Annotated in this window: 16 protein-coding genes; all 16 read right to left on the bottom strand. The window is 43.6% G+C overall.

Annotated elements, in window-relative coordinates; translation table 11 throughout:
* Positions 1–4 precede the first annotated feature (4 nt).
* The 16 genes from BLS28_RS06125 to BLS28_RS06050 all read right to left on the bottom strand — a co-directional run bounded on the left by BLS28_RS06125 (position 5) and on the right by BLS28_RS06050 (position 22,823).
* On the bottom strand, positions 5–1,405 hold the full coding sequence (locus BLS28_RS06125) for an alpha-L-fucosidase (RefSeq protein ID WP_091163558.1): 1,401 nt from the start codon (positions 1,403–1,405) through the stop codon (positions 5–7).
* Between the two features lie 215 nt (positions 1,406–1,620).
* Positions 1,621–2,454, bottom strand: coding sequence for a glycerophosphodiester phosphodiesterase family protein (locus BLS28_RS06120; protein ID WP_256337355.1), 834 nt, complete (start codon positions 2,452–2,454; stop codon positions 1,621–1,623).
* Between the two features lie 61 nt (positions 2,455–2,515).
* Positions 2,516–3,931, bottom strand: a complete 1,416-nt coding sequence (locus BLS28_RS06115; protein WP_091163396.1) for a calcineurin-like phosphoesterase C-terminal domain-containing protein — start codon at positions 3,929–3,931, stop codon at positions 2,516–2,518.
* 112 nt (positions 3,932–4,043) lie between these two features.
* The gene (locus BLS28_RS06110) at positions 4,044–5,543 is read right to left on the bottom strand and encodes a DUF5689 domain-containing protein (RefSeq protein ID WP_091163393.1); all 1,500 of its coding nucleotides are present in this window, start codon (positions 5,541–5,543) and stop codon (positions 4,044–4,046) included.
* Positions 5,544–5,574: 31 nt separating this feature from the next.
* Complete coding sequence (locus BLS28_RS06105; RefSeq protein ID WP_091163390.1) at positions 5,575–7,065, bottom strand: SusD/RagB family nutrient-binding outer membrane lipoprotein; 1,491 nt, start codon at positions 7,063–7,065, stop codon at positions 5,575–5,577.
* 11 nt (positions 7,066–7,076) lie between these two features.
* Complete coding sequence (locus BLS28_RS06100; RefSeq protein ID WP_176844382.1) at positions 7,077–10,529, bottom strand: SusC/RagA family TonB-linked outer membrane protein; 3,453 nt, start codon at positions 10,527–10,529, stop codon at positions 7,077–7,079.
* 109 nt (positions 10,530–10,638) lie between these two features.
* On the bottom strand, positions 10,639–11,655 hold the full coding sequence (locus BLS28_RS06095) for a FecR family protein (protein ID WP_091163388.1): 1,017 nt from the start codon (positions 11,653–11,655) through the stop codon (positions 10,639–10,641).
* A gap of 79 nt (positions 11,656–11,734) precedes the next feature.
* Complete coding sequence (locus tag BLS28_RS06090; protein ID WP_091163386.1) at positions 11,735–12,301, bottom strand: RNA polymerase sigma factor; 567 nt, start codon at positions 12,299–12,301, stop codon at positions 11,735–11,737.
* A gap of 102 nt (positions 12,302–12,403) precedes the next feature.
* A complete protein-coding gene (locus BLS28_RS06085; protein WP_091163383.1) occupies positions 12,404–13,843 on the bottom strand; it encodes an alpha/beta hydrolase in 1,440 nt (479 codons plus the stop codon).
* A 64-nt stretch (positions 13,844–13,907) separates the two neighbouring features.
* Entirely contained in the window at positions 13,908–14,717 is an 810-nt protein-coding gene (locus tag BLS28_RS06080; protein ID WP_091163381.1) for a helix-turn-helix domain-containing protein, read from the bottom strand.
* Positions 14,718–14,890: 173 nt separating this feature from the next.
* A complete protein-coding gene (rhaM, locus tag BLS28_RS06075) occupies positions 14,891–15,205 on the bottom strand; it encodes an L-rhamnose mutarotase (protein ID WP_090532916.1) in 315 nt (104 codons plus the stop codon).
* Positions 15,206–15,332: 127 nt separating this feature from the next.
* Positions 15,333–17,162 (bottom strand): glycoside hydrolase family 35 protein, encoded by a 1,830-nt coding sequence (locus tag BLS28_RS06070; protein WP_091163378.1) that lies wholly within the window; start codon positions 17,160–17,162, stop codon positions 15,333–15,335.
* A gap of 9 nt (positions 17,163–17,171) precedes the next feature.
* Positions 17,172–19,025 carry a glycoside hydrolase family 2 protein gene (locus tag BLS28_RS06065; RefSeq protein WP_091163376.1) on the bottom strand — a complete coding sequence of 618 codons (1,854 nt, stop codon included), beginning with the start codon at positions 19,023–19,025 and terminating at the stop codon, positions 17,172–17,174.
* Position 19,026: 1 nt separating this feature from the next.
* Complete coding sequence (locus BLS28_RS06060; RefSeq protein WP_091163373.1) at positions 19,027–20,133, bottom strand: glycoside hydrolase family 43 protein; 1,107 nt, start codon at positions 20,131–20,133, stop codon at positions 19,027–19,029.
* Positions 20,134–20,147: 14 nt separating this feature from the next.
* Positions 20,148–21,425: a DUF2264 domain-containing protein gene (locus BLS28_RS06055; RefSeq protein ID WP_256337354.1), complete on the bottom strand. Its 1,278-nt coding sequence runs from the start codon at positions 21,423–21,425 to the stop codon at positions 20,148–20,150.
* A gap of 78 nt (positions 21,426–21,503) precedes the next feature.
* A complete protein-coding gene (locus tag BLS28_RS06050; protein WP_091163371.1) occupies positions 21,504–22,823 on the bottom strand; it encodes a BNR repeat-containing protein in 1,320 nt (439 codons plus the stop codon).
* Positions 22,824–22,833: the final 10 nt, after the last annotated feature.

The following is a 22,833-nucleotide window of genomic DNA, read 5'->3' as shown; positions in this document are numbered from 1 at the left end:
TGTATTATCTTCTTTCGTTATAAACCTGGAATTCGGCTATTGATACCTGATGATCAGCTTTATCTATCGAGATCCGAACCTTGCCAGCCCATACCCTGTCAAAACGGTGAACTTTAATCTTATTAGCATTATCACCATCAAACAATGGCTTCCAGCTTCCGTTCAGGTAATATTCCAAACGGTAATGTGAAATATTCGGTTTTTCTTCGGCAATAACAATGGTATTCAATGCCTGGTCTTTCTTAAAATCTATCTCGTACCATGGATTTTTAACTGTTGGGTTTGACACCCATGAGCTATGAAAATCATCATCGTTAGCAAAATCCATAATAGCAGAATCATCGCTCCAGCTTGCGCTTGCCGGCTGATTTTTTGCAATGTTTGATGAAATAATCGGTGCATCCAACGTAGAAAGCTTAGCCACTGGCCCTTCGTTTTTCCAAAGTTTGCCTATTTCTTTAAGCGCGGCAAGGGCGTTATCGTCAAATAAACCATCGCGGTTTGGTGCCACGTTCAGGATAAAATTACAGTCGACGTTGTTCAATGGTTTCAGGATATCGTTAACCAGTTTGGCAGGCTCCTTAACCGGGGTTGTAGGGTGGCTTGTTTCCCAAAACCAGTTGGCCTGCAATGGTAAACAGGCAATAGCCGGCATGTGGTTATCTTTAGTTGAAACCCGTTGCCCTGCTCCCATTTCGTAAGTCTTGATATCAGTAAAATACATGCCTTCTGCCGGATATTTGGCACCATTAAGGTCCATCACCAAACAGTTTGGCTGTAATGATTTCACCAATGTGTAGATTTCTTCAAACGGAACGTCATCATATGAAATCCTCGACCATGGTGCATCCCAGCCGTCAATGATCAGAGCCGAAATCTCGCCGTATTTGGTCATCAACTCAGTGATTTGCGCTTTTACCATATCAATATGCTTTGGCGTGATCATGTTTGGCCTTAACCTGTGGTGAGTATCTAGTATTGAGTAATATAAAAACACCTTTAGACCGTTAGCCCTGAAAGCATCAGTATACTCTTTCACTACGTCTTTTTTCAGCGGACTGTTCATCACGTTATAATCGGTTGTTTTGGTATCCCAGATACAAAAACCACTGTGGTGTTTTGTGGTAATACAACCGTAAGTCATGTTTGCCGATTTAGCGGCTTTTGCCCACTGGTCGCAATTCAGTTTTTTAGGGTTAAAGATAGTTGGCAAAGCATCAGGATCGGCCCAGTCCTGATCCATATAGGTTGGGATGTTAAAGTGGATAAACATACCGAAGCGCAGATCGACAAATTCCTGCTGAAGCTGGGCAAGCGGTTTTACAGGCTGCCGGGCCGTTTGTGCTTTTAGTGAGAGTGAAGCGGCACAAATCGCAATAAAGCATATAGCTTTTAACTTAAACATGATTGGGTTGTTGGTTAAATTGATAAAACGTTTTAACAAACTGCAATATCACATTTAAATTCAATGTTTAGATTATGGTAAATTGACATTACATTCAGCTTATTTGGCGTGGATAAGGTTCGGCACAACAAAAAACATGTCATTGCGAGGAGCGAAACGGGAATAAGCTTGGGCGCGACGTGGCAATCGCATGCTATAAAGGGCGGATTTGCTTCCTAAAACAAATCCGGATAATCAGTAATCACACCATCAACACCTAAACTTTTAAGCTGTTCAATTTCGGCTTTTGTATTTACTGTCCATGGTAGTACTTTAATCTTTGAATCATGGCATTTCTTTACCAGGTCGGCATCAACCAGTTTATAGTCTGGGCTGTAGATGAAAGGAGTAAAACCAAGATCGGCCATATTATCTTCAAACGATTTTTTGTTTTCGATAAGATAAGAAGTACGCACATCAGGATATTTTTTGTGGATGATCTGCAGCGTACGTCTATCAAACGACTGGATCACAACGTAAGGCAGGACCTTCTTTTCGATCAAAACAGCCATCAGCTTATCCACAAACGCGTCCGGAGCTGGATTATAAATACCATCGCCCTCTGGTGAGCATTTGGTTTCGATATTGTAGAATACCGGCTTTTTATGATTTACCTTAATATAATGCTGTACCGAATCAATCAATTCGGATAGTAATGGCATGTAGGTTTTTATCTTTTGCTGGCGCGGAAATTTGCTGTACGGCTTTGAACCTACATCATATTGTTTCAGGTCCTCATATTTCATTTTATAGAGGATCAGGTTTTTCGCATCTTCCTTGAGGATATCCTTACCATCGGGCGTAAGCGAAAACAGCGGATTGATATATTCATCATGCGATAAAACCACCTGCCCATCCGCCGTAATATGCGTATCCATTTCCAGCGTAGTAACAACACCAAGATCGATGGCGTTTTTCATAGCAGGAATGGTATTTTCGGGCCTCAGTCCCCTGCCGCCGCGATGTGCTTCGGCGCTGAATGAGGGGAAATCTGCATTTTTTAGTTCCATGTTTTTAACAACGGTAAAGCCTGATAACAAGATAAGACTTATACCGGTAACAATGTTTATTTTATTTTGCATCTAATTCGCTTGAATATTTATTTCCGAAACGATCTGTAGCTTCAACCCTAACCTTTTTAACCGACGGATCAAAGTGCGCCACAAACAAATGCCCTGTTTCATGCGGCTCCACAAAATGCCGGCCTGCCGGTAGCTGATCGCCTTTATACAAACTTACCGATAAGGGATCATATCCCTGTTCTTTTGACAACGCTCCCATCGGTTTGTCATCTAAATAATACACTACCTTCCACTGTGGGTCATAGTTCCAAACATTGGCGATGAGGCGCATCTGGTCGGTTAGTTTTTCGGCATAAACACTGATCTGGTTTTCGGCCGGTAAACCTGTCGATTTATAATACCATTTTAGCTCCGTACCAGTTACCGAATACACGCCGTATCCACGTGGGGTACCATCAACGCAAATAGGCCCCGTCCACCAGCCTCCGCATACTGTGCCGTGGTTATGCTCAAAAATACCGTTGGTGATATTGTTATCATGGTAATGCGTATGACCCGACATGATGTGCACATTGCTGAAGCCATTCAGCACTTTATAAAAATCCTGGTTATTTTTCACCTGATTATATACCGGGATATGCAGGTTAATGATCAGTAACTGATCTTTCTTAACGTATTGCAGATCTTTTGCCAGCCAGTTTAGCTGATCTTCGGTAATATAGCCATCATACTCACGCTCAACACCCAGGTAACGAACATTATCTAATACTACATAATGAGCCTTGCCCCGGTTAAATGAATAATAAGTTGGCCCGTAGATTTGCTTAAAGGTAACATCAGAAGTTTCATCGCCTCCCATACGGTAATCCATATCGTGGTTACCTATCGCCTGGAAAAACGGGATCCCCATTTGTGCTACGGCCTCATTATAATCCGGGAAAAGCTCATGGTTATCCCAAACAATATCGCCTACGCAAATACCGTGTACCAGTGCGTTTTTACCTAATGATTTTATGGTAGCAATGGTATCGGGAACCGAGGTATCCATCATCTGCTTAACGTCCTTTTTGTTTTTAACCTGCGGATCGGCCCAGATAATAAAGTGGTGATTGTGACCATCAACTTTTAACGGCTCCAGCTTAAAATCAAAATGCGAACTGCCGCCTATGTTTTCGTAATGCTTAGATACGTTATAATCTGTTTTAAACTCGTAGCCTGATGGTGTGCTCATGAAAATACTTTTAGCTTTTTCATTTGGAGTAAGCTCGTAATTACCCTTATCATCGGTAAGTACTACCGAAAAACCGTCGGATATTACTACGCCTTTAATTCCTTTTTTGCCTGCAGTGACACGGCCTTTTACGGTATCACCGGTTAATATTTGTGTAAGTGCGTTGGCACCGAGCGATATGAACGCACCGCCGGTTATAAGGCCAATGCCCTGTAAAAATGATCTTCTGTTCATTTAATAATATTTTAACCTCACCTAAATCCTCTCCAAAGGAGAGGACTTAAATAAATATTTTGATCCTGTTATATAAAGCCCCTCTCCTTTGGAGAGGGGTTGGGGTGAGGTTTTAATTTTGAATTGTTGTTACGCCTGTAGCCGTTTCAATGGCGCTAATTGGCGATGTTAGTGTAAGAGGAACGCTGGTTACGGTTCTGCCGCTTACCCATCTGCCGGTAAGCGCATCATACACACCTCCTAACTGGCTAAATAGGCCATCAGTTGGTAAGGTGAGCTTTGAGGTATTGGTACCGCCTCCATAAAAGCCCTGATCAGTACGGGTTACCGGATTAATGGTACTATAGTAATCGGTATTGGTAATGCGGTAGCCAATCTCCGGCGGGCCAGCCGAGTACACGGTACCACCGCCACCGTACATGATAACATCAAGCGGAACGCTTGCGGCACTCACTGTTGTACCCGCAAAAACTGAAACTCCTGCCACGTTACCACTGTTAGCTAACAGATTGGTAGTTACATTGCCGAAATCAGCACCCGGCACTTCGGCATACATGGTGCTGTTGATCCAGTTGGATGAGCTGATATCTGTTGAGCCTTTACCCCAGATATTTTTATTACCGCCTACATAAAAGAACTGGCCTTTTTTAACTGTGCCCGATGTGAGGTCAAACTTGTAAGTTTTTGCCAAACCTTGCGCCCAGCCATTGGCAGGTGCCGGGTTAGTACCCGCATTATTACAGGTTACCACAGCGTAATTGGTTACCGCAAAGTCAATGTCCTTAGTTGCCTTGAACTGGATATACTCATAATCAGCATCGCTGCCCGAAGGATTGGTAAGGTATCCGGTTATGATGATTGGCGATGGCTTGGTTGCAGCAAGTGTAAACACATCATCGATAGTACGCGGCCAAAGCTGCATTTTGGTATCGGTGCCTGATGTTATCGCAAACGGAATGCCTGTAAAATTAGCGCTGAACGGTAATTCGGTAGTTGCGAAAGCAGCGTTAGCCTCTGTATGCATTATTATTTTGCCAAAACCGTCATTAAGTGTTTTATCACCCGCGTAAGTTTCGCCCTGCTGCGGCTCCGGGTCGGTTACTGCCTTAGCTATCGTAACCAGTGTACCTTCGTAAACATCGGGCGAAGCCAGCAAGGTTGCTGATGGAACCGACTGCACTTTAACGGCTTTATTCGTGGCAACTTTATTCACTGAGCTTTCGGTAAGGCCTTTAACACGCATACTGCCGTTTACTTTGGTAAGTGTAGCGCCCTCAACTTGCACTATTACCGAATCGCCGGGAACATAGTTTGCAGCTGCATTACCTATTTCGAGAGAAATACCCCTAACTGCGTTACGGCGGTTGTTTTGCACCACTAATACGCCGGCAGGACTATTACCTGCTGCGGCGTTTGAAATTACTACGCCCACTATTTCCTTTGCTCCGCCCATATTGGTGCTGTTCAGCACAACATCCGAGCCTTTGTAAATCCCCTTCAGGTCAACAACGGCAATAATCGGGCTTAACGAACCTTCAGCATAGTTATTCTTTTTGCATGAATTTATACCGATGGCTGTTGCAAGCACCAGTAATAAATATATCTTTTTCATTTTATAGATCTCTTAGTTTAAAACCAGTTGATTATTGTTTTTGCCACCAAACCTGCGTGCTGATCTCATCGGCACCCTGTACAGCCACTGCGGCCTTGTAACTATCAGGATTGGCCGATTGTACATAAACCGGGTATTGCAGCCTTGCCGGCATAATGCCGTTGTTCCTTAAACCGTTACCTTTTGGCAATACCGGGTGACCTGTACGACGGTACTCAAACCATTGCTCAAAATCAGTGTAAAACATGGAGTAGTATTTTTGAACATGGATCATCTCCATCTTTTCATCAAGCGGGGCAGCATTGTCCCAAACAATATCGGCGCCTGCTAAATAGGTATCTATAGGGGTTGCATAAGTCGGGATCCAGAATGTGATACCTGCTTGTACACCATTTTTATAATAAGTGGCCGCATCTCCGGCTATCCAGCCTTTCGCTGCAGCTTCAGCAAGGATAAACTGTAGCTCCGAATAGTTCATGATGTTACCCATCAATGGGTCGTTCATCAATGTAGTTGCCGATGTGGTAGAAAGGAAATATGATTTGATACCAATGTTTTGGCCGGGCGCATAGCCGCTCGGGATTCCCTGGATACCACCCTGATAGCTTGATATCGACCAGCGGTTAGCAGTTAAACGGGGATCAGCCCATTTGGCAAGGTTGTTTACAAAAAACTCACAAACACCGGGCTGTCGCCAGTCTTGTTCACGTACTCCGCCAATAAAAGGAGATGTTAAAGCACCGGAGCCGGTCCACCGCAAAACTGCCGAATCATCATTGCTGCCCATAATGGGATAAACATCGGGATTGGTATCAACAATTTGCTTGATCTTAGCTATCACATCAGCCGAAACATCGGCTTTGCCAGATACCCTTAACAACAACCTTAAATAAAGCGTGTTACCAAACTTGCGCCATTTTAAAGCATTGCCGCTAAATACCGGATCACTGCCGGCAACTACGTTTGCCGACGCATTGAGCAGGGTATCTGCTGCTTCCAGGTTTTTGAAAATATCCAGGTAAATATCTTTCTGCTTATCAAACTTAGGCGTAAAGTTCCCTTCCTTGCCTTTGTTCGAATCAAAGTAAGGCACATCGCCATAAGTATCTGTCAACAAGGAATATAACCATGCCTGACAAATAAGTGAAATGCCCATATACGTTTTGTTGTAGGTAACTTCCTTACTGGCTATGTTATAAATATCTTTAAAGTTGGTTAACTGGGTATACCAGGCATTCCAGGTAGCATCGGCCCAGGTGCGTTTGATATCATACCTGAATACTTTGCCTTCCGAATCGCCGGGATCAACGGTAACCTGCATCAGCTCGTTATTAAAATTACGAGCGCGAAGCATATTAGTCCCCAATGTATTTACCAACGCCGGAGCCAGCAATTGCTGCGGCAGGGCGTTTGGCGTGCCGTTGGGATCGGTATTAAGTTCAATAAAATCCTTTTTACATGACGACATTATGCTAACGAACAACATCATCATCGATATAAGTATATATCCGTTCCTTTTCATATTGTTAATTATTAAATGCCAATAACTATGTTAAAACCAAATGTGCGGGTTGATGGAAACTGTGCAATCTCAAATCCCTGCACTATATCGCTGCCCGAAAGGGTACCAAATTCAGGATCGAAGATTGGCCACTTTGTCCAGATGTACAGGTCGCGTCCGTATACACCCACTGTAGCTCGTGTTAATCCAAGGCGTTTAACCAAACGCGGGCTCAATGAATAGTCAAACCTTGCCTCGCGGAATTTCAGGAAGTTGGTTGAAAACGTATTGCCTTCGGCATTATCAATACCATAGTGTGAACGATAGTAACCGTCAACATCTGTTGCAATGACATCATTCGGCCGGTAGCTTCCGTCAGGATTTTGAATAACACCTTTACCTATGATACCGTTATACCTGCCCGGTAAGGTAAGTGTTGTTTTACCCTGTTCGGCCAGTTTATAGTTTGATAGCGAGTATGACACACCGCCAACCTGGGCATCAAATAACAGGTGCAGGTTAAATTGCTTATATCTGAAATCGTGCCCCATGCTTGCTTTCCATTTTGGAATGGTGTTGCCCAAATAAACCAGGTTATCTGATAGTTTAGCGAAACCTGTAGATGGGTCATAAACGATTTGCCCGTCGGGCGAGCGTAAGTAACCGCGGCCATACATATCGCCCATGCTGCCGCCTACACGAGCAACAATCTGCCCACCGCCTGTTGGGCCGTTACGCAGCACTACGGCACTATCGGCAAGCTGTTCAATGGTATTTTTATTGGCGCTGAAGGTTGCAGTAACATTCCAGCTAAACACGTTGGCTTTGCGCACAGGCGTACCGTTCAATGAAATTTCGATACCCTTGTTGCTTACCTTACCTACGTTGATAACTGCCTGGTTATAACCCGACGATTGATCGACAGTACGACTAAGGATCTGGTTTTTGGTGTTACCTGTGTATAAAGCAATGTCAAAGCCCAAACGATTATTGAACATCCTTGCTTCGGCACCAACTTCAAGAGTTGTGGTGCGTAGTGGTTTCAAATCGGGGTTTGATAGCGTACGCGGATTTTGCAAACCACCTGCATAGGTACTGCCCGCTGATACATAGTTAAATGAAGTTTGATAAGGGTTTGTTGTACCGCTACCAACCCCTGCAAGCGATGCCCTCAATTTTGCATAGTCGATGAATTTAAACAGCTTGAATGCTTCTGATGGCAAAAAGCTCATACTTGCCGATGGATAAAAGAACCCAACCTGATCGGTGCGGTTAGCAGTAGCCAACGTACTGATCCAGTCCTGACGGGCTGTTAAATCCACATACAGGTAATCTTTAAATGATGTAGACAATAAGCCGTAGAAGCTGTTGATAGCGTATTTTGATTTATATGGCTGGGTAACCAGGGGCCCTGCATTATTGGCCATTGAATACACGCCCGGATATACTAACGAGTCGGCGCGCACTTCATCGCGATTATAATTGTTGCGGAGCATACTGCCACCTGCTGTAGCGGTAATGTTAACATCGTGTGTTATTTTCTTGTTATATTTCAACAGGAAATCGGCACCCTGCTCTTCCGAATAGATGTTTTGCGTACGATAGGAACCTTTTGGATATTTGGTACCGGCATCATACGGACGTTGTTGTGCGCGCTGCTCATAGCCCATATCTAAAGTAGCACGAACCTGTACGCTAAACTCTTTTGTTACATTGTAAAGCGCTTCAACGTTCCCGGTAACCGAGTTGCGGTTTGATTTATTGATAAACTCGTAAGAAACGGCATAAGGGTTTTCAGGAAACGAGCTGAAAGGATAAAAGATCGCTTTACCATCCTGGCCGTTTTTCCAGTAGTTCTTCAACCAGTTTAAATTGGCATTGGGTTGCCAGAAAATAAACCAGTACATCAGCGATTGGTTACCATAGCCCGCCCCCGGTAAATTATCACTGTTTCTGTTGTTGTAGTTTACTTTTGCGTTGATGGTCAACTTATCATTGATCTTTGAATTTACCGATAAAGCGATGCTGTTACGGGTATAACCTGTGTTTGGCGTTATCCAGTGATTGGTAACATTGGTTGCCGAAAAACGAGCCGTTGTTTTATCGCTGCCACCATCAACACTTACCGAATTGGTGAAAGTTTGGCCAACATCAAAAAAATCGCGGATCTGGTTTTTGTATGGCACCCATGGCGTACGCGTTGTACTTTGCTTTTGTGTAACGGGATCAAGCTGATAAAAAAGCTGGCCATCAAATTTAGGTCCGTAAGCCGAACTTGTTGCGCTTGTGCTTGCACCATCTGGACCGGCACCATATGAATAATAACGGGAGCCTGCCGTACCTTGTCCGTATTCATATTGCAGATCGGGCCAGCGGTTTACGCTTTCAAGGCTCGCATTCGAGTTAAAGGTAATACCCAAACCGCTATGTTTCTTACCCGATTTTGTGGTAATGATAATAGCACCGTTAGCACCGCGCTGGCCATAAAGCGCCGCCGCGCCCGGGCCTTTCAATACCGTTACCGTTTCAATGTCCTCTGGGTTGATGTCGTTCAGGTTGCTGCCATAATCGGCAGGCATGTTATCGCTGCTGGTACCATAAGCCGATTCGCCGGAGTTGCTTGTACGTCTGCCGCTACCCTGGTTAATTACAACACCGTCAACTACTATCAGGGCTTCATTATCGCCGGTGAGGTTGTTTTCGCCACGCAGGATAATTTTGTTTGATCCTGCCGGTCCACTGTTTGAACGGATGAGGTTTAAACCTGCCACCTTGCCCGATAACGCATCAGTCCAGTTACCAGAAAGAGCGCTGGTTAGCTGATCGCCTTTAATAACCGGGGCGGAATAACCCAAACTTTTATCTTCCCTTTTGATACCGAGTGCTGTTACCACAACCTCGTTAAGTTTATTATCGGCGGGACTAAGTGTGATATTTAAAACAGTGTTTGTATTTGAGCTAACACTTACGTTCTGAATCCTTTTTGTTTCGTAAGAGATAAAGCTTGCCTCAACCGTGTAAGTACCCGGCACAATATTTAATGTATATGAACCATCAACGCCACTGATAGCAGTGACCCCTGTTCCCGGAACTTTCACTGTAGCACCTGGAAGTGGTTCTGATTTTTCATCAACCACTTTCCCTTTAATGCTACCCCTATCCTGTGTTTTTGCAATGATGAGGATATTACGTTCGCCTGCTGCTCTGTAAGTGCAGGTAGTTCCTTTTAAAAGCAGGTCAAGAGTTTCTCCTAATGAGCGCTCTGCTTTTGTTATGTGTACTTTGCGTTTATCATCAAGCAGGCTATTATTATAACTGATAGAGATATCGCTTGATTTTTCAATTTGCTGAAAGGCATCCTTGAGCATGGTGCCCTCGGCACCAAACGTGATCCTTTTGTTTATTACTGTTTGAGCCTTAGCGTTTATGCCGCCAAAAGGCAATTGTAAAAAGAACAGCATGGTTAATAACCATAACTTTTTCATATATTTACTTTAATTTATACTTGTCTAACCGTGAGTTTAAATTGTCAAAATTCTGAAGCCTGGGGTTGTTACCAGCAACGTCCAGGCTTTTACCAATAGCCGGGTAATACTATTTCATTATACTTCCTCCTTTTTGATTATTGTTTGAAATAAAAAGCTGACTACCTTTTTGCGTATAGCCTAATCCTGATAGCGCGCTAAGGGTTTCCATGGCATCTGTCAATGTTATACCTCTTAATTTGGCTGTAAGCCTTACATTGCCCAAATCCTGTTCTGTAAACCTGATCTTAACGCCGTAATGATGCTCAAGCGAAGCGGCTATCTCACTGTAAGTTGTATTATAGAAAACAAATTCGTTATTGATCCACGAGCTTACTGATGATGCATCAGTGTTGTTAAAAGTGTAGATACCGTTTTGGGTATTGATGCTGATCGCTTCGTTCTTTACCAGGTATTTAACCATTTGAGGTTTTCCCTGCACATTGGCCATTACCCCTACTTTACCGCTTTGCACGGTTACAGCTACTTTATGATCGGCCAGGTAGGCTTTAATATTAAATGAAGTACCCAATACAACAGTGGTGATATCGCCGCTTTTAACTACAAAAGGCTTAGCTTGATGAACCACATCAAAAAAAGCTTCGCCGTTAAGCGTTACATCACGTTTCTCGCCACTAAAGTTTTTGGCGTATCTGAGTTTGCTGCCACCACCCAGATAAACTGTCGAACTATCGGGCAGCATTATTTTTGAATGCTTGCCATCAACATTGCTGATCTCTTCGTAAACCAAAACCGGCGACTGTTTGAAATACATATATCCAAACCAACCGGTAGTACAAATAAGCAAACAGGCGGCAGCATAAGCTATCCAATTGAATTTAGTAGTGCGTTTAGTTACAGGTATTTGAGGTTGGATTATATGTGCATTGATTTTTGCCCAGGCGCTCTCGGCATTTTCCGGTTGTTTAAAGTATGTTTTGGATGCTTCCAGGATCTGGATGGTTTCACTAAACTGGGCAAGGTTTTCGGGGTTCTCCTCAATCCACTCCTGTAACTGTGTTAAGCCATCATCGCTGATGGTTTTTTCAAAATATTCAACTATTAAGCGGTAACTATTATCTTCCATTAAATCTGTCTCTGCAATAAAGACTGATTTTACGTAGCCGATACGTAGCGAAAAAAGTTAAGTTTACATTAAGAAATTATTAACCCTCGGAAGTGAAATTGTGCTGCCCTTTTAACAGCTGACGAAGTTTTTTGATAGACTGGTAAAGTGTAGTTTCAACCGTACGCACAGAGATCCCCAGCACTTTGGCTATCTCGTTTTTGTCGAGATTATCGATACGGCTCATGAGCAGCACCTGCCTCTGACTGGTTGGTAACGTATCAATAAGGTTTAGTATTTTATCGTACGATTCGCGACCCGAAAGGATTTTGAATGGGTTGTCCCTGTCTTTTAATACATGTCCCTGCAGGTCGATATCTTCGATGGAATGTACCGGATCCTTCTTTTTTTGGATATGATTCAAAGAGAGGTTTTTGGCAGCAACAAACAGGTAACTTTTTACATTAAGGATGGCTGTATCGCGGTTATCCCAAAGTTTAATAAAAAGATTAGCAGTGATCTCTTCGGCAACGGTATAATCTTTAGTGTACACCGTGCACAATTGACATAAGGTTTTGTAGTAACGGTTAAAAAGAGTTTCAAGGGCAACGGGGTTGCTTTGCTGGATAAGCCCCATCAACGCTTCATCAGTAAGTGCAGGATACATGCCAAAGAGTTGTTTTGGCTCAAATGTAAGGCTGCTATGTTAGCATAATGTTAACAGACGACAAAACCTTTATTACCGAAAAACCTGACAATAGCTATTAAGCTATTCTATGATCAGGTTTTTTGATTGAGATGTAAGTTTTCTATAAGGGTTTTCAAAAAAAAGTTTCACATAATCAGTTCCATCTACACTGAAACCGGGGGCGTGCCCTCTATTATGGATAATCAATAATTGGCTATTAGGCATATAACGCTTAATTAATCTATTATAAAATGGCCTGCAATCAGGGTCGACGTCACCTGCCGAAATTAATGCCGGTACTGTGGAATAAACAGGCTGCTTTGCTATAGCAGGTTCAGCCTTCACCTTCCAACAATTGCATATGGCATGATTTACATCATTAAACGGATACCCGGCCAACCACGGTAATACCAAATGTTGTTGTGCTTCCAATGTAGGATCATCGTATGAAATTTGTTCTGAACAATAAACAGAATACCTCATACCCAGTGATACGCTTGAATTACCCGCGAAATAGCCATCAAACTCCTCCTGTACATATTTATCATGACGGCCTTCAATTAAATCAATCATTACCGCAGGCACCGTGCTAACCTGCCGGGAGTTCATCCGGCCTATTATTGCATCGAGTAGTTCGTTTTTTGTATAAGTGAGATTATTAGCTTGCTTGCTTCCTTTTTCCTGATAAGCTATGGTATACTTCTTCCCGGTAATAGCGCTGAAGTATTGATGGAACTTCGTTCTTAAATTTTTATATTTCGTGGCAGAGGAATCCGTTTTGCAATTATGAAATACCTGCTCAAGCGCTTCATTGATATTAAATAAAGCGTGCTCCTCAAAATTTACGTAACCGGGGAGCGGTGAATTCAAAAGCAACGCCCGAACGCCCTCAGGATGGTTTCGCGCCATGGTAAGCATCAGGCCGCCACTGTAGGATATACCAACCAGGTTAAGCGAATCAATATTTAAGGCTAACCTTAAATCATTTATATCCTCTGCGCTTTCAATAGTATTATAGGCTGATAGGTCGACACCCTGTTTTGTAAACCGGTTTCGGCATTGGGTAACGGCCTGAGATACGAGGCTATCTTTATTTTTCCCTTCCCTGTAACTGCGTTTGATGGCCGCTGCTACTTCCATACAATCCAGGCATGGCTGCGCCCGCTTTGTCCCGCGTTGGTCAAAAGCAATAAAGCCACCGTAGGCCAACCAGCCGGAGTCATAACCTATGCTATCGATATTACGTGTAGTGCTATAACCCGGTCCCCCTGTAGTGTAAAGTGAGATCTTTTTGCGTGCATCCTGATCCGGCCTGCGTACAAATAAAAACGGGATCTTCACTTTGCGCCCTGCCGGTTTACTTCTATTTTCCGGTACAACAAGGTAACCGGTCTTTAAAACAAGCCTTGGGTCTGCCTTAACCAACCCGGGGTAAGGCTCTAATACCGGTTTGTATTTCTGGCTATAAGCTTTTTGAATAAGAAAAGTAGCGCCAAATAATATGATAAGGAATGTTTTCATGACCGTTGTTTAGCTTACAAAGAAAGCGATCTGCCTTACCCGTTAAAAGTAAAAAACGGACAAATTAAAATTGATGCTTGGTTATCCTTTGACCGGTAAGGTTCATAACGTCCTTATAAAAATGGCTCAAATCATAATATCCATAATCTATCGGAACAAAGCTTTCTCTGTTATTTACAAATGCTGTTAATGCATTTCTGCCCCGCACAATTGAGAAATAATTTTTAGGCGGAGTGCCAATCACCCTGTTGAAATACCGATTGATAGTTTTAGAAGTAATGAACAGCTTCTCAGCAACTTTTGATGTATTCAACTGCATGCCAGTAGCCTGATATTCGCCAATGCTGTCGTTAACAATTTTAACATAATGATCCTGGCTTACCTGTTTAATGAGCTTCTCTAACAAAAATGATTCAACAATGATTACACGCTCCTCGAAACTTACAGGCCGTTTTACTTTTTGAAGTAATTCCCAGGGCAAAATTTGATTAAGGTTAATGATCTTGTCAATAACCGGGACTTGATTTAGACCTGAAACGGCTTCTAAACCGCCCGGATTAAATTTAACCGTGAATATATTATCGGCAGGTAGTTTATGCCTGGTAACGTCCTCATTTCTCAATATTAAAACATCTTGCTGCTCCCTTACATGATACCGGGTATCCTTCAAATCAATATAATAAGGCGAACCAAGGTTGATATAAAAAGTAGGTGTCCAACTGGGGAACATTTTCACCGATGAAAATTCATTTTTTACGTACTGTGCAGATAAATCTAAAACTGATTGTGAATAAAATTCGATATAGTTAGCCAGCTCTTCGCAAGGTGCGCTGAACCTGTATATTTTACGGATATTCTGAAATATCTCAACCATGGTATGAAACTAACTATATCCGTAAAAATAATTGTTTTAATTAAGATACAACATATACAGCAAGGTGAAAGCCAGGCATATACTATCCGTACAAAACAAAAATGGGCACCACAAAGGCGCCTACCGCAGCACGCACTTTATGACAACCATTTTAATAATAGCAATATTCCTATCTATGGCAAAAAGAACACCTCTTTCAAAGGCACACTCACCGGCGAATGATCGGCATTAGTATCCATGATATCGGCCATGTATAACCACCATTTTTTCATAATAGGGCTATCAGGCAAATGATCAAGGGCTTCCTGATCTTCAACATCCATTACGCCAAAAAGCCAGTGCGTGTCCTCATCTAAAAAAATAGAATAATTACTGATCCCCACATCTTTAAGCAAACTGCTCAATTCGGGCCAAATGGCATCATGCCTCGCCTTGTACTCGGCGGTTTGCCCTTCATGAAGCTTCATTTTAAATGCTACTCTTGCCATTGTAAATAGTATTTATATTATTAAAAGAGCTTAAGGCTTAAAGCGAAAAGCTCAAAGCTTTTATTAGTTTATTTCTCCGATACACATAAAAAGGCTTTGAGCCTTAAGCTTTCGGCTTTAAGCTTATTTAAGATTTTACCACATCCAATATCGGTTTATCGACGCCGGATAACTGATCTTGCTCAGGTTTTAACAGCTCAAGCACCTCAACATCATTATATCCTTTTTTCAACCACTCAACCGGCAGGTATAAGGTTTGCTGCGGACCAATGCCCCAGTACCGGCCAAGGTTGTGGCCATTTACCCATACCACACCTTTTCCCCAGTTGCTCATATCAAGGTAAGTGTCACCCACTTTATCCAGCGTAAATCCACCTTTCCTGATAACCGGCGATTCTACATTTTGCTTTGCAGCGGAGAATTTCACGGTGCTTAGATCATGAAACGGCAGCGAATACATTTTCCAATGCTGCACTTCTGTTCCGTTTAAAAGCACCTGTTGAGTGATCCCTTTTTTATTTTGCAAAAGATACTTACCAAAGTTGACGCGGCCAAGGTTTTCCACCAAAATATCAAGCGTTACTTTACCTGCCGGAAGTTTTAGATACAGGCTATCCTGATTAAGCCTACGGTCGAGCGTGCCCACTTTTTTACCGTTAATCATAATCACCGCATAGTCCCTAAGCTCTTTTAGTTTGAGCTGTCCGCTTTTGCTTTCGTTTAAAACAGTTCGGTACAACACAAAGCCATAGTCCTGGTGCAGGTCTTCAAACGTAAGCGGACTTAGATTTTCTTTAACAGCTGGCAGAGTATTTAATAAACTTACCGATTGTGTTAGTTTAACAGCAGGAATTGTGATTACCGGTTTGGCTGCCGGCACATCCGGCAATTGCATACCGGCAGGCAAATGCTTACGGATCACCTGCCTGAACTGTATAAATTTCGGGGTAGCATTACCTGCCTCATCTAAGGGTGCATCATAATCATAGCTGCTCGTTTGCGGTTCATAAGGCGAGGTATCTTTAAAATTAGCACCATTCATGAACGCACGGGTAGTACCGCCATGAAACATGTACATGTTGATAGAAATCCCTGCTGCCAGTACGGAATCAAGCCTACCGGCATAACGTTCGGCAGGGATAGTGTGATGGGCAGTTCCCCACCAATCAAACCAGGCCGGATACCACTCGGCAATATAATACGGGCCCTTACCATCGTGATTTTCATTAATGATCTTTTTAACCTTTGCAGGATTATCAAGACCGTTAACAGCAGGAAGTAATCCCGGCAAATGACCAGCTACCAAATCGGGGGCAGGGTCGCAGGTGTACAGCAATCCATCAAAACCGGCTTCTTTAAATAGTTTTTGATTAATCCCCAGATACTCTTTATCGCTGCCATATGAGCCGTATTCATTTTCAATTTGTACCATCAGGATATTACCGCCATGGTTTATCTGTAGCGGGGCCAATTGCCTGCCTACCTCTTTGATATAGCTTTCATACTCTTTAAGGTATTGGGCTTCTTTACTACGCACCTCAAGGCCTTTTTCGTTCTGCAACCAGTAAGGATATCCTCCAAACTCCCATTCGGCACAAACATACGGGCTTGGGCGAAGGATCACCCACAGGCCTTCCTGCTGAGCAATACGAACAAACTCGGCCACATCGTTATTACCGCTAAAATCAAACTTGCCTTTTTGCGGCTCGTGCAGGTTCCAGAAAACATAGGTGCCAATGGTATTTAAGCCCATTGCCTTAGCCATTTTCATGCGGGCGCGCCAGGCTTCGCGCGGTACGCGGGGATAATGCATTTCGCCCGAGATCATCTGGAAAGGTTTCCCGTCAAGCAGGAAAGCCTCATCGCCCAGCGCAAAGGTATGTTTGGGTACCTGGCAAAAGCCCGCTATGCTGAAGCATAAAAATAATGTTAAAAAAGATATTGTAATTTTTTTCATTGTGATGCGCTATCTGTTCAGCGCTTCTGCGCTTTTTTGTTTGTAATAGTTTTGAAGAATATAAAAAGCTTTCTTTTTGTTGCCTTTATCATCATAAAGACCCTTGCGGTTCCAGCCTTCCTGGTACAGTGGGTTATTCCGTTTGGGCGACCGGAAATCGGCCATTACCCATGGTGACAGGCCCACGAAATTTGCAGGCATCCGCTTAAACATAGCTACCTGCTCCTTAAAATACCACTCCTGGTACTCCTCGCTAAAGCGGGTCAATGAATCGGCATGAAAACCGGTTTTAGCTTCGGCCCCGGTTTCGCTGATAAATAAAGGTTTATTGTATGGCGTGCTCCAGTTTGTAGAACGGCATTTATCGGGCATGCCGCCATACCAGCCAAGGTATTCGTTAAAAGCAACGAGGTCAACAAACTCACCCAGCGGATCATCCACCACATTCAAATCTTTACCCGAACCATAATTTACCTCAAGCGCCGCCGAAACCAGGCGCGTATCATCCAGTTGTTTGGCCCTGATAATCAGATCATGCATAAAATTCGTACGTGTCGGGCTCACCGGTGTTTCGTTCCCAACCGACCAGATAATGATACTGGCGCGGTTATGGTCGCGGGTGATCATTTCATTAAGCTGGGCTTTTGCCTTTTCAAGTACAGCAGCATTGCCAAAATCAATCGTCCAGTAAACCGGGATCTCCGACCAAACCATAATCCCCAGCGAATCGGCCAGGCGGGTTATCTTTTCGTCATGAGGATAATGTGCCAGCCTAACCATATTGCAGCCAAGTTCATGCGCCTGGGTTAACAATTGTTCAGCATCCTGCTGGGTGTAAGCCCTTCTCACGTCCTGCGGTATTTCGCCATGGATACAGATCCCCCGTAAAAACACAGGCTTACCGTTTAACAATAGCTTCGGGCCATACGCCTCGATGGTGCGGAACCCTATCTTATCTTCTGTTTTATCGGCACCGGACCTTATGATAACTTTATACAGCTTAGGTGTTTCGGGCGACCATAGCTGCACCTTTGGCAATTTAAAGCTAACCTGCGTAAGTTTGCCTGTGGCAGCAAACTGCTTACTAAACTTGAGCTCGGGTATTTGTACGGTGATATTTTGACCAGTTGGCGGAGTATCGCTCAGTTTAACCCATCCGCTTATCTCCGGTTGTTTTGCGGGAGCCGCACCATTAACAGGCTTTTTAAGCTGGATTACAAAATCGCGGATATAAGTTGCCGGTACTTCAACCAGTTTTACATCGCGGGTGATACCTCCGTAGTTCCACCAATCGGTGTTAAGGGTTGGCACCTCGTCTGCATAGCGCTTATTATCAACCTTAACCACCAACAGGTTATCCTTTTCCTTAAGCAGCCCGGCAGGAATTTCAAAATTAAACGGCGTAAAGCCACCTTTGTGCATGCCCAGCTTTTTACCGTTCAGGTATACATCGGCCCTATAATTTACCGCACCAAAATAAAGGTACTGCCTGCCGCCATTGGCCGGTTTAACGTAGTCGAACGATTTTTTATACCAGATAGTACCCTCGTAATAAGTAAATTCCGGCTTTTGATGGTTCCAGTCGCCGGGTACATCAATGCTATATTTATCGATATAGCCGTGCTCCTTTTTCTCAGTTTTATTAGCCGGGATGCCGCTGTTCCAATAGGCATCGCCATTTTTTTCGTTGAGCTCCTTATACCGATAATCATAAAACCCGGTTTCGTACGGATCAACAATGTATTGCCATTTGCCGTTCAGATCAAGTGCTTTACGGCTTTGGATATTGGTAATGAGACTGTCTTGAGCGGTCGCCGTACCGGTAACGAACAGCAGGCAGCATAAGCTTATGAAGTTTCGCATATTATTTCTTAAATATGTCAAGGTTCCAGTTATCTACCCAGCTTATTTCGATATCATCACCTTTAAAGCTGATGGGCAACCACAGGTAACGGCCATCAATGGCGTCTTTTGGAGCCCATTTATCGGCTATAAATATGAAGGCATCTTTTTTACCGGCCACAGGCAATACATGCGTACTTTGACCGCCGTAAGTTATTTTGCTATCCTGTCCCTGGCAAGGGTTACCGTGGTAAGTCCAAGGCCCCCAAATTGATTTTGCACTGAACCAACGGGCGGCGTTGGGTGCCCAACCTGTACAACCCGAGCCTATCATGTAATAAATTCCGTTACGTTTAAATAATGCAGGAGCTTCGGTTTGATGGCCTATATAGATACGGATAAACTTACCTGTATGCCCTGTATAATCGGGAGTTAGTTCGGCCAAATCAAGGGTGTAGTTTTCTTCGGATGAAAAAACGTGGTAGGCTTTGCCGTCGTCATCAACAAAAACAGTCATATCGCGGGCCATCTGGCCGCCGGGCAAATCGCGGCAAAAAAACTTATCGGTTTCGTGAGCCGGATTAACACAGTTTATTTTATCACCTTCGGGTGTAAGTGCCGGATAAAACGGCATCTGCCCTGGGTTAGGGCGATAGCTTTTAATAAACTTGTACGGGCCGGTCACCTTATCGCTTACAGCAACCCCGGCGCGGGCAGCGCTGTAGCCTTTGCCTAATAGTTCCAGGTGAAACCACATTACATATTTCTTTGTCTTTTTGTTATAAACAACTTTGGGCCTTTCCAGGATGCAGCCTTTTGCTATATCATTTGTGGTATCTGGCGAAACACTCAGCGAGATCCCCTCATCCTTCCAGTTGTATAAGTCTTTTGACGAATAGCAATGAACTCCAACCATTGCCCGGTTACCTGCATCGCCGGCAATTTTGTGTTCGCCAAACCAATAATAAACCCCATTATTATACAGAATGCCTCCCCCGTGGGCATTGATGTGCACCCCTTTATCATCTGGCCAGATTGCGCCCGGACTAAAACTGGTTAATTTGGTTTGCGCACGACCGATGATACTTAGCAGCAAAAAGGCCGGCAATAAAAAACGATAGTATTTCATATAAAGATGTTGTATTATTTTCTGATATCAAGTGCATGATCTGCAGGTGCATCTTGGCCGCTCCAAATTTTAACTGCGGTCCAGGGTTCTTCCGCATCAGCCCAAAACGGATCGGCTTCGGGCAGACCTAATGGTACAAAAGCGGTGGCGCAGAAATACAGGCTGCCTGTTGTAATATAAAAATCGGCCAGGCTGGGCTGCTTGCCATATAAACCCATATTAAGCCAGCCATCGGCAGTAAAAGTTTGCGGCGCGCCAAGCGTTTTTTTGATCATAGCTGTTAGCGCGCATCTTACCTGTGCCGGTTTCAGGCTTGCAGGCAGTTGTTTTTTGTAGGCGATATTTGCTAAATGATGAAATGCGCCGCCGCGATAAACTATCGACCGTCCTATAGCGGGGTAACTTCCATCAGCATTAATAAGGCGCTCAAGCACTTCGGCATAACGTTGGCCAACAGCCAGCTCACGTTGTTCCTCACGCACATAAGTTTTCTTTTTAGCATCTACCTCTTCCAATATGGTACTCAGATTGGGATGGATCACGATGCTATTATAATAATCGAGATGAAAGCTCATCCCGTCCGAATACATACCGTCGCCAACATACCAATGTTCTGTAAATTCGCGGATACCAAATTCAACCCTTACCGGATCGTAGCCCAGGTCATATTTGCAAAAGAATGCCTCTATTATCCCCGAAAACAAAATCCAGTTGGAGTAAACCGGAACAGTTGCCCGGGTAGTTTTCATTACTTCAACCACTTGTTTTTTGGTAGCATCATCAAGGTGCTCCCATAACCATGGGCTCCGTACCAAGGCAAAAGCAACAAACGAGGCATCAACCAATGGCTGGCCACCGCTCCATTGCATATAGTCTTTAGCCTGCGGATTAACAGCGTTAGCGATAGCCTTTAAAGACCATGCCCGGTATTGCTCACGAAGTTTTACTTCGGCGGGATCACCTCCCTCTAATTGTAACCACGGCGCTATACCACACAATGTGCGGCCAAAAGCTTCCAGGTATCCCACCTTAGCACGACTTTCCTTATTATCTACTCTGTCAGATAGTTCCATTGGCATTTTTTCCTTAAGCTGATCGGCTGCAAGGTTGCTGATCACTGGCCGGGCTACCTTATCCATGTAGCTTAACCACAGTTTCCTGTCGGATACTTGTGCGGTATTCTTTTTGCTTTGGGCCGATGCACAAAACGGAGCACTTATCAATAGAAAATAAAATATGAGTTTCTTCATCCGGGCTGTTATTTGTTTATTATACTTTGGTTCAAGTTCCATGTTGTAAGTCTCAAGTCGAAAGTCTTAAGTTTTTCTAAAGACTTAGAACTTCTGAATCAGGGTTTAAGACTTTCTATTTCAAGGTTTCCATTGCAACACCTGTACTTTCGTAGGCGCCACGTTGGCCTTACCCTCACCATCTACCTGCGTTACTTTTTGTACAAACAGGTTAAGAACCTCTTTATCTTTCCATAGTTCGGTATCATAGGTGGGCTCCCACTCCCCTACAGGCATGGCAGTTAAATCACTAACCTGCCAGTTCGCACTTTGCAGATCGTTATTTACAGCCACAGAAACTTTATCCCCACGTTCGGTATCTCTGAAAATAATCGCTACTGATTGTTTTCCGCTTTTATTCCAGGCTATAATTTGCGGGCGCGATATCGGGATCAGTTTGGTACCTGTACCGCCAAGACCGAATGCTGTTTTCCTAAAACCAAGATTGGCCGAATGCCAACTACTGCTGGTTTTAAAAACAATATGATACTGTAGTGTAGTTGAACTGCTATCGCGCCAATAGGTTGCGATAAAAGGGTTGCCCCCGTCATCGGCAAACATGGATGTTTGATTGATGAGCTCGCTGTGCTGTGGAATCCGGCATGTGTACTCAGCATTAGCAGCATTAATCGGGAGCATATATTTTTCGCCAGTCGATTTTTCCCAGGTTAAACCTCCGTCGTTTGATCGGGCATAGCACATGTCATGATTACTTGCTACGTCTGGCGTTTCGCGCCATACCCATGAAATATGGATTGTCCCTTTTTTATCGATGCACATTTGCCAGTAGGCATTGCGTTTACCCTCACCGTCAATAAGATTTTGCTGTATGTTAACCCATTTTTGAGTAGTTATATTATACCTGTTCATGACCAGGTTTCCGTTACCCGAACCTCCGTCGCGGTAAACAAATAACAGATCGCCATCTTGTAAACGATAAAATTCGGGATAGCTGACCTTGTTTTCGCCAACCCCTGTCATGCTTTGTTGGGCCGACAAAGTTAGGCTTCCGGGCTTAATGCTTTTAGCATAGTTTAAAGTCTGATTATGGTGTCCCCAGGCAACATGCAAATAGCCGGCACCATCAACCATGATACTGATATCCTTATGGGCATCAGCAGCATCGGCTTTATATTGCGTTGCAGCAACCTGCCAGTTACCAGATCCGCTTTTTCTCTTAGCCAACACTAAAGCCTGGTCGTTGTTATAATAAGCGGCGTATTGTTCACCCTTAAAAGTAACTAATGAGTTTTTGCGGAAAACAACTGTATTGACAGAGTTATTAGCCCAGCCCAAACCAATAGTGGTAGTAGTTACCTTGTCGGTTTGAGCAGATACAACAATAGTGCTCCCAAACAGGACACATATAAAAAACAGCGATCTTAAATGGTATAGCTTCATAAAAAAGTAA

The sequence above is a fragment of the Mucilaginibacter gossypii genome (assembly GCF_900100945.1).
In the GTDB taxonomy this organism is placed as follows: Bacteria; Bacteroidota; Bacteroidia; order Sphingobacteriales; family Sphingobacteriaceae; genus Mucilaginibacter; species Mucilaginibacter gossypii.
Note: the sequence above shows the minus strand (reverse complement) of the source record. Positions and strands in the feature narration are given on the sequence as shown.

What these genes read in the sequence shown, in the direction of transcription:
- BLS28_RS06100 (WP_176844382.1), bottom strand. Translation starts at nt 10,529, where the DNA reads ATGAAAAAGTTATGGTTATTAACCATGCTGTTCTTTTTACAATTGCCT.
- BLS28_RS06065 (WP_091163376.1), bottom strand. Translation starts at nt 19,025, where the DNA reads ATGCGAAACTTCATAAGCTTATGCTGCCTGCTGTTCGTTACCGGTACG.
- BLS28_RS06090 (WP_091163386.1), bottom strand. Translation starts at nt 12,301, where the DNA reads ATGTATCCTGCACTTACTGATGAAGCGTTGATGGGGCTTATCCAGCAA.
- BLS28_RS06120 (WP_256337355.1), bottom strand. Translation starts at nt 2,454, where the DNA reads ATGGAACTAAAAAATGCAGATTTCCCCTCATTCAGCGCCGAAGCACAT.
- rhaM (WP_090532916.1), bottom strand. Translation starts at nt 15,205, where the DNA reads ATGGCAAGAGTAGCATTTAAAATGAAGCTTCATGAAGGGCAAACCGCC.
- BLS28_RS06110 (WP_091163393.1), bottom strand. Translation starts at nt 5,543, where the DNA reads ATGAAAAAGATATATTTATTACTGGTGCTTGCAACAGCCATCGGTATA.
- BLS28_RS06095 (WP_091163388.1), bottom strand. Translation starts at nt 11,655, where the DNA reads ATGGAAGATAATAGTTACCGCTTAATAGTTGAATATTTTGAAAAAACC.
- BLS28_RS06085 (WP_091163383.1), bottom strand. Translation starts at nt 13,843, where the DNA reads ATGAAAACATTCCTTATCATATTATTTGGCGCTACTTTTCTTATTCAA.
- BLS28_RS06070 (WP_091163378.1), bottom strand. Translation starts at nt 17,162, where the DNA reads ATGAAAAAAATTACAATATCTTTTTTAACATTATTTTTATGCTTCAGC.
- BLS28_RS06080 (WP_091163381.1), bottom strand. Translation starts at nt 14,717, where the DNA reads ATGGTTGAGATATTTCAGAATATCCGTAAAATATACAGGTTCAGCGCA.
- BLS28_RS06050 (WP_091163371.1), bottom strand. Translation starts at nt 22,823, where the DNA reads ATGAAGCTATACCATTTAAGATCGCTGTTTTTTATATGTGTCCTGTTT.
- BLS28_RS06055 (WP_256337354.1), bottom strand. Translation starts at nt 21,425, where the DNA reads ATGGAACTTGAACCAAAGTATAATAAACAAATAACAGCCCGGATGAAG.
- BLS28_RS06060 (WP_091163373.1), bottom strand. Translation starts at nt 20,133, where the DNA reads ATGAAATACTATCGTTTTTTATTGCCGGCCTTTTTGCTGCTAAGTATC.
- BLS28_RS06105 (WP_091163390.1), bottom strand. Translation starts at nt 7,065, where the DNA reads ATGAAAAGGAACGGATATATACTTATATCGATGATGATGTTGTTCGTT.
- BLS28_RS06115 (WP_091163396.1), bottom strand. Translation starts at nt 3,931, where the DNA reads ATGAACAGAAGATCATTTTTACAGGGCATTGGCCTTATAACCGGCGGT.
- BLS28_RS06125 (WP_091163558.1), bottom strand. Translation starts at nt 1,405, where the DNA reads ATGTTTAAGTTAAAAGCTATATGCTTTATTGCGATTTGTGCCGCTTCA.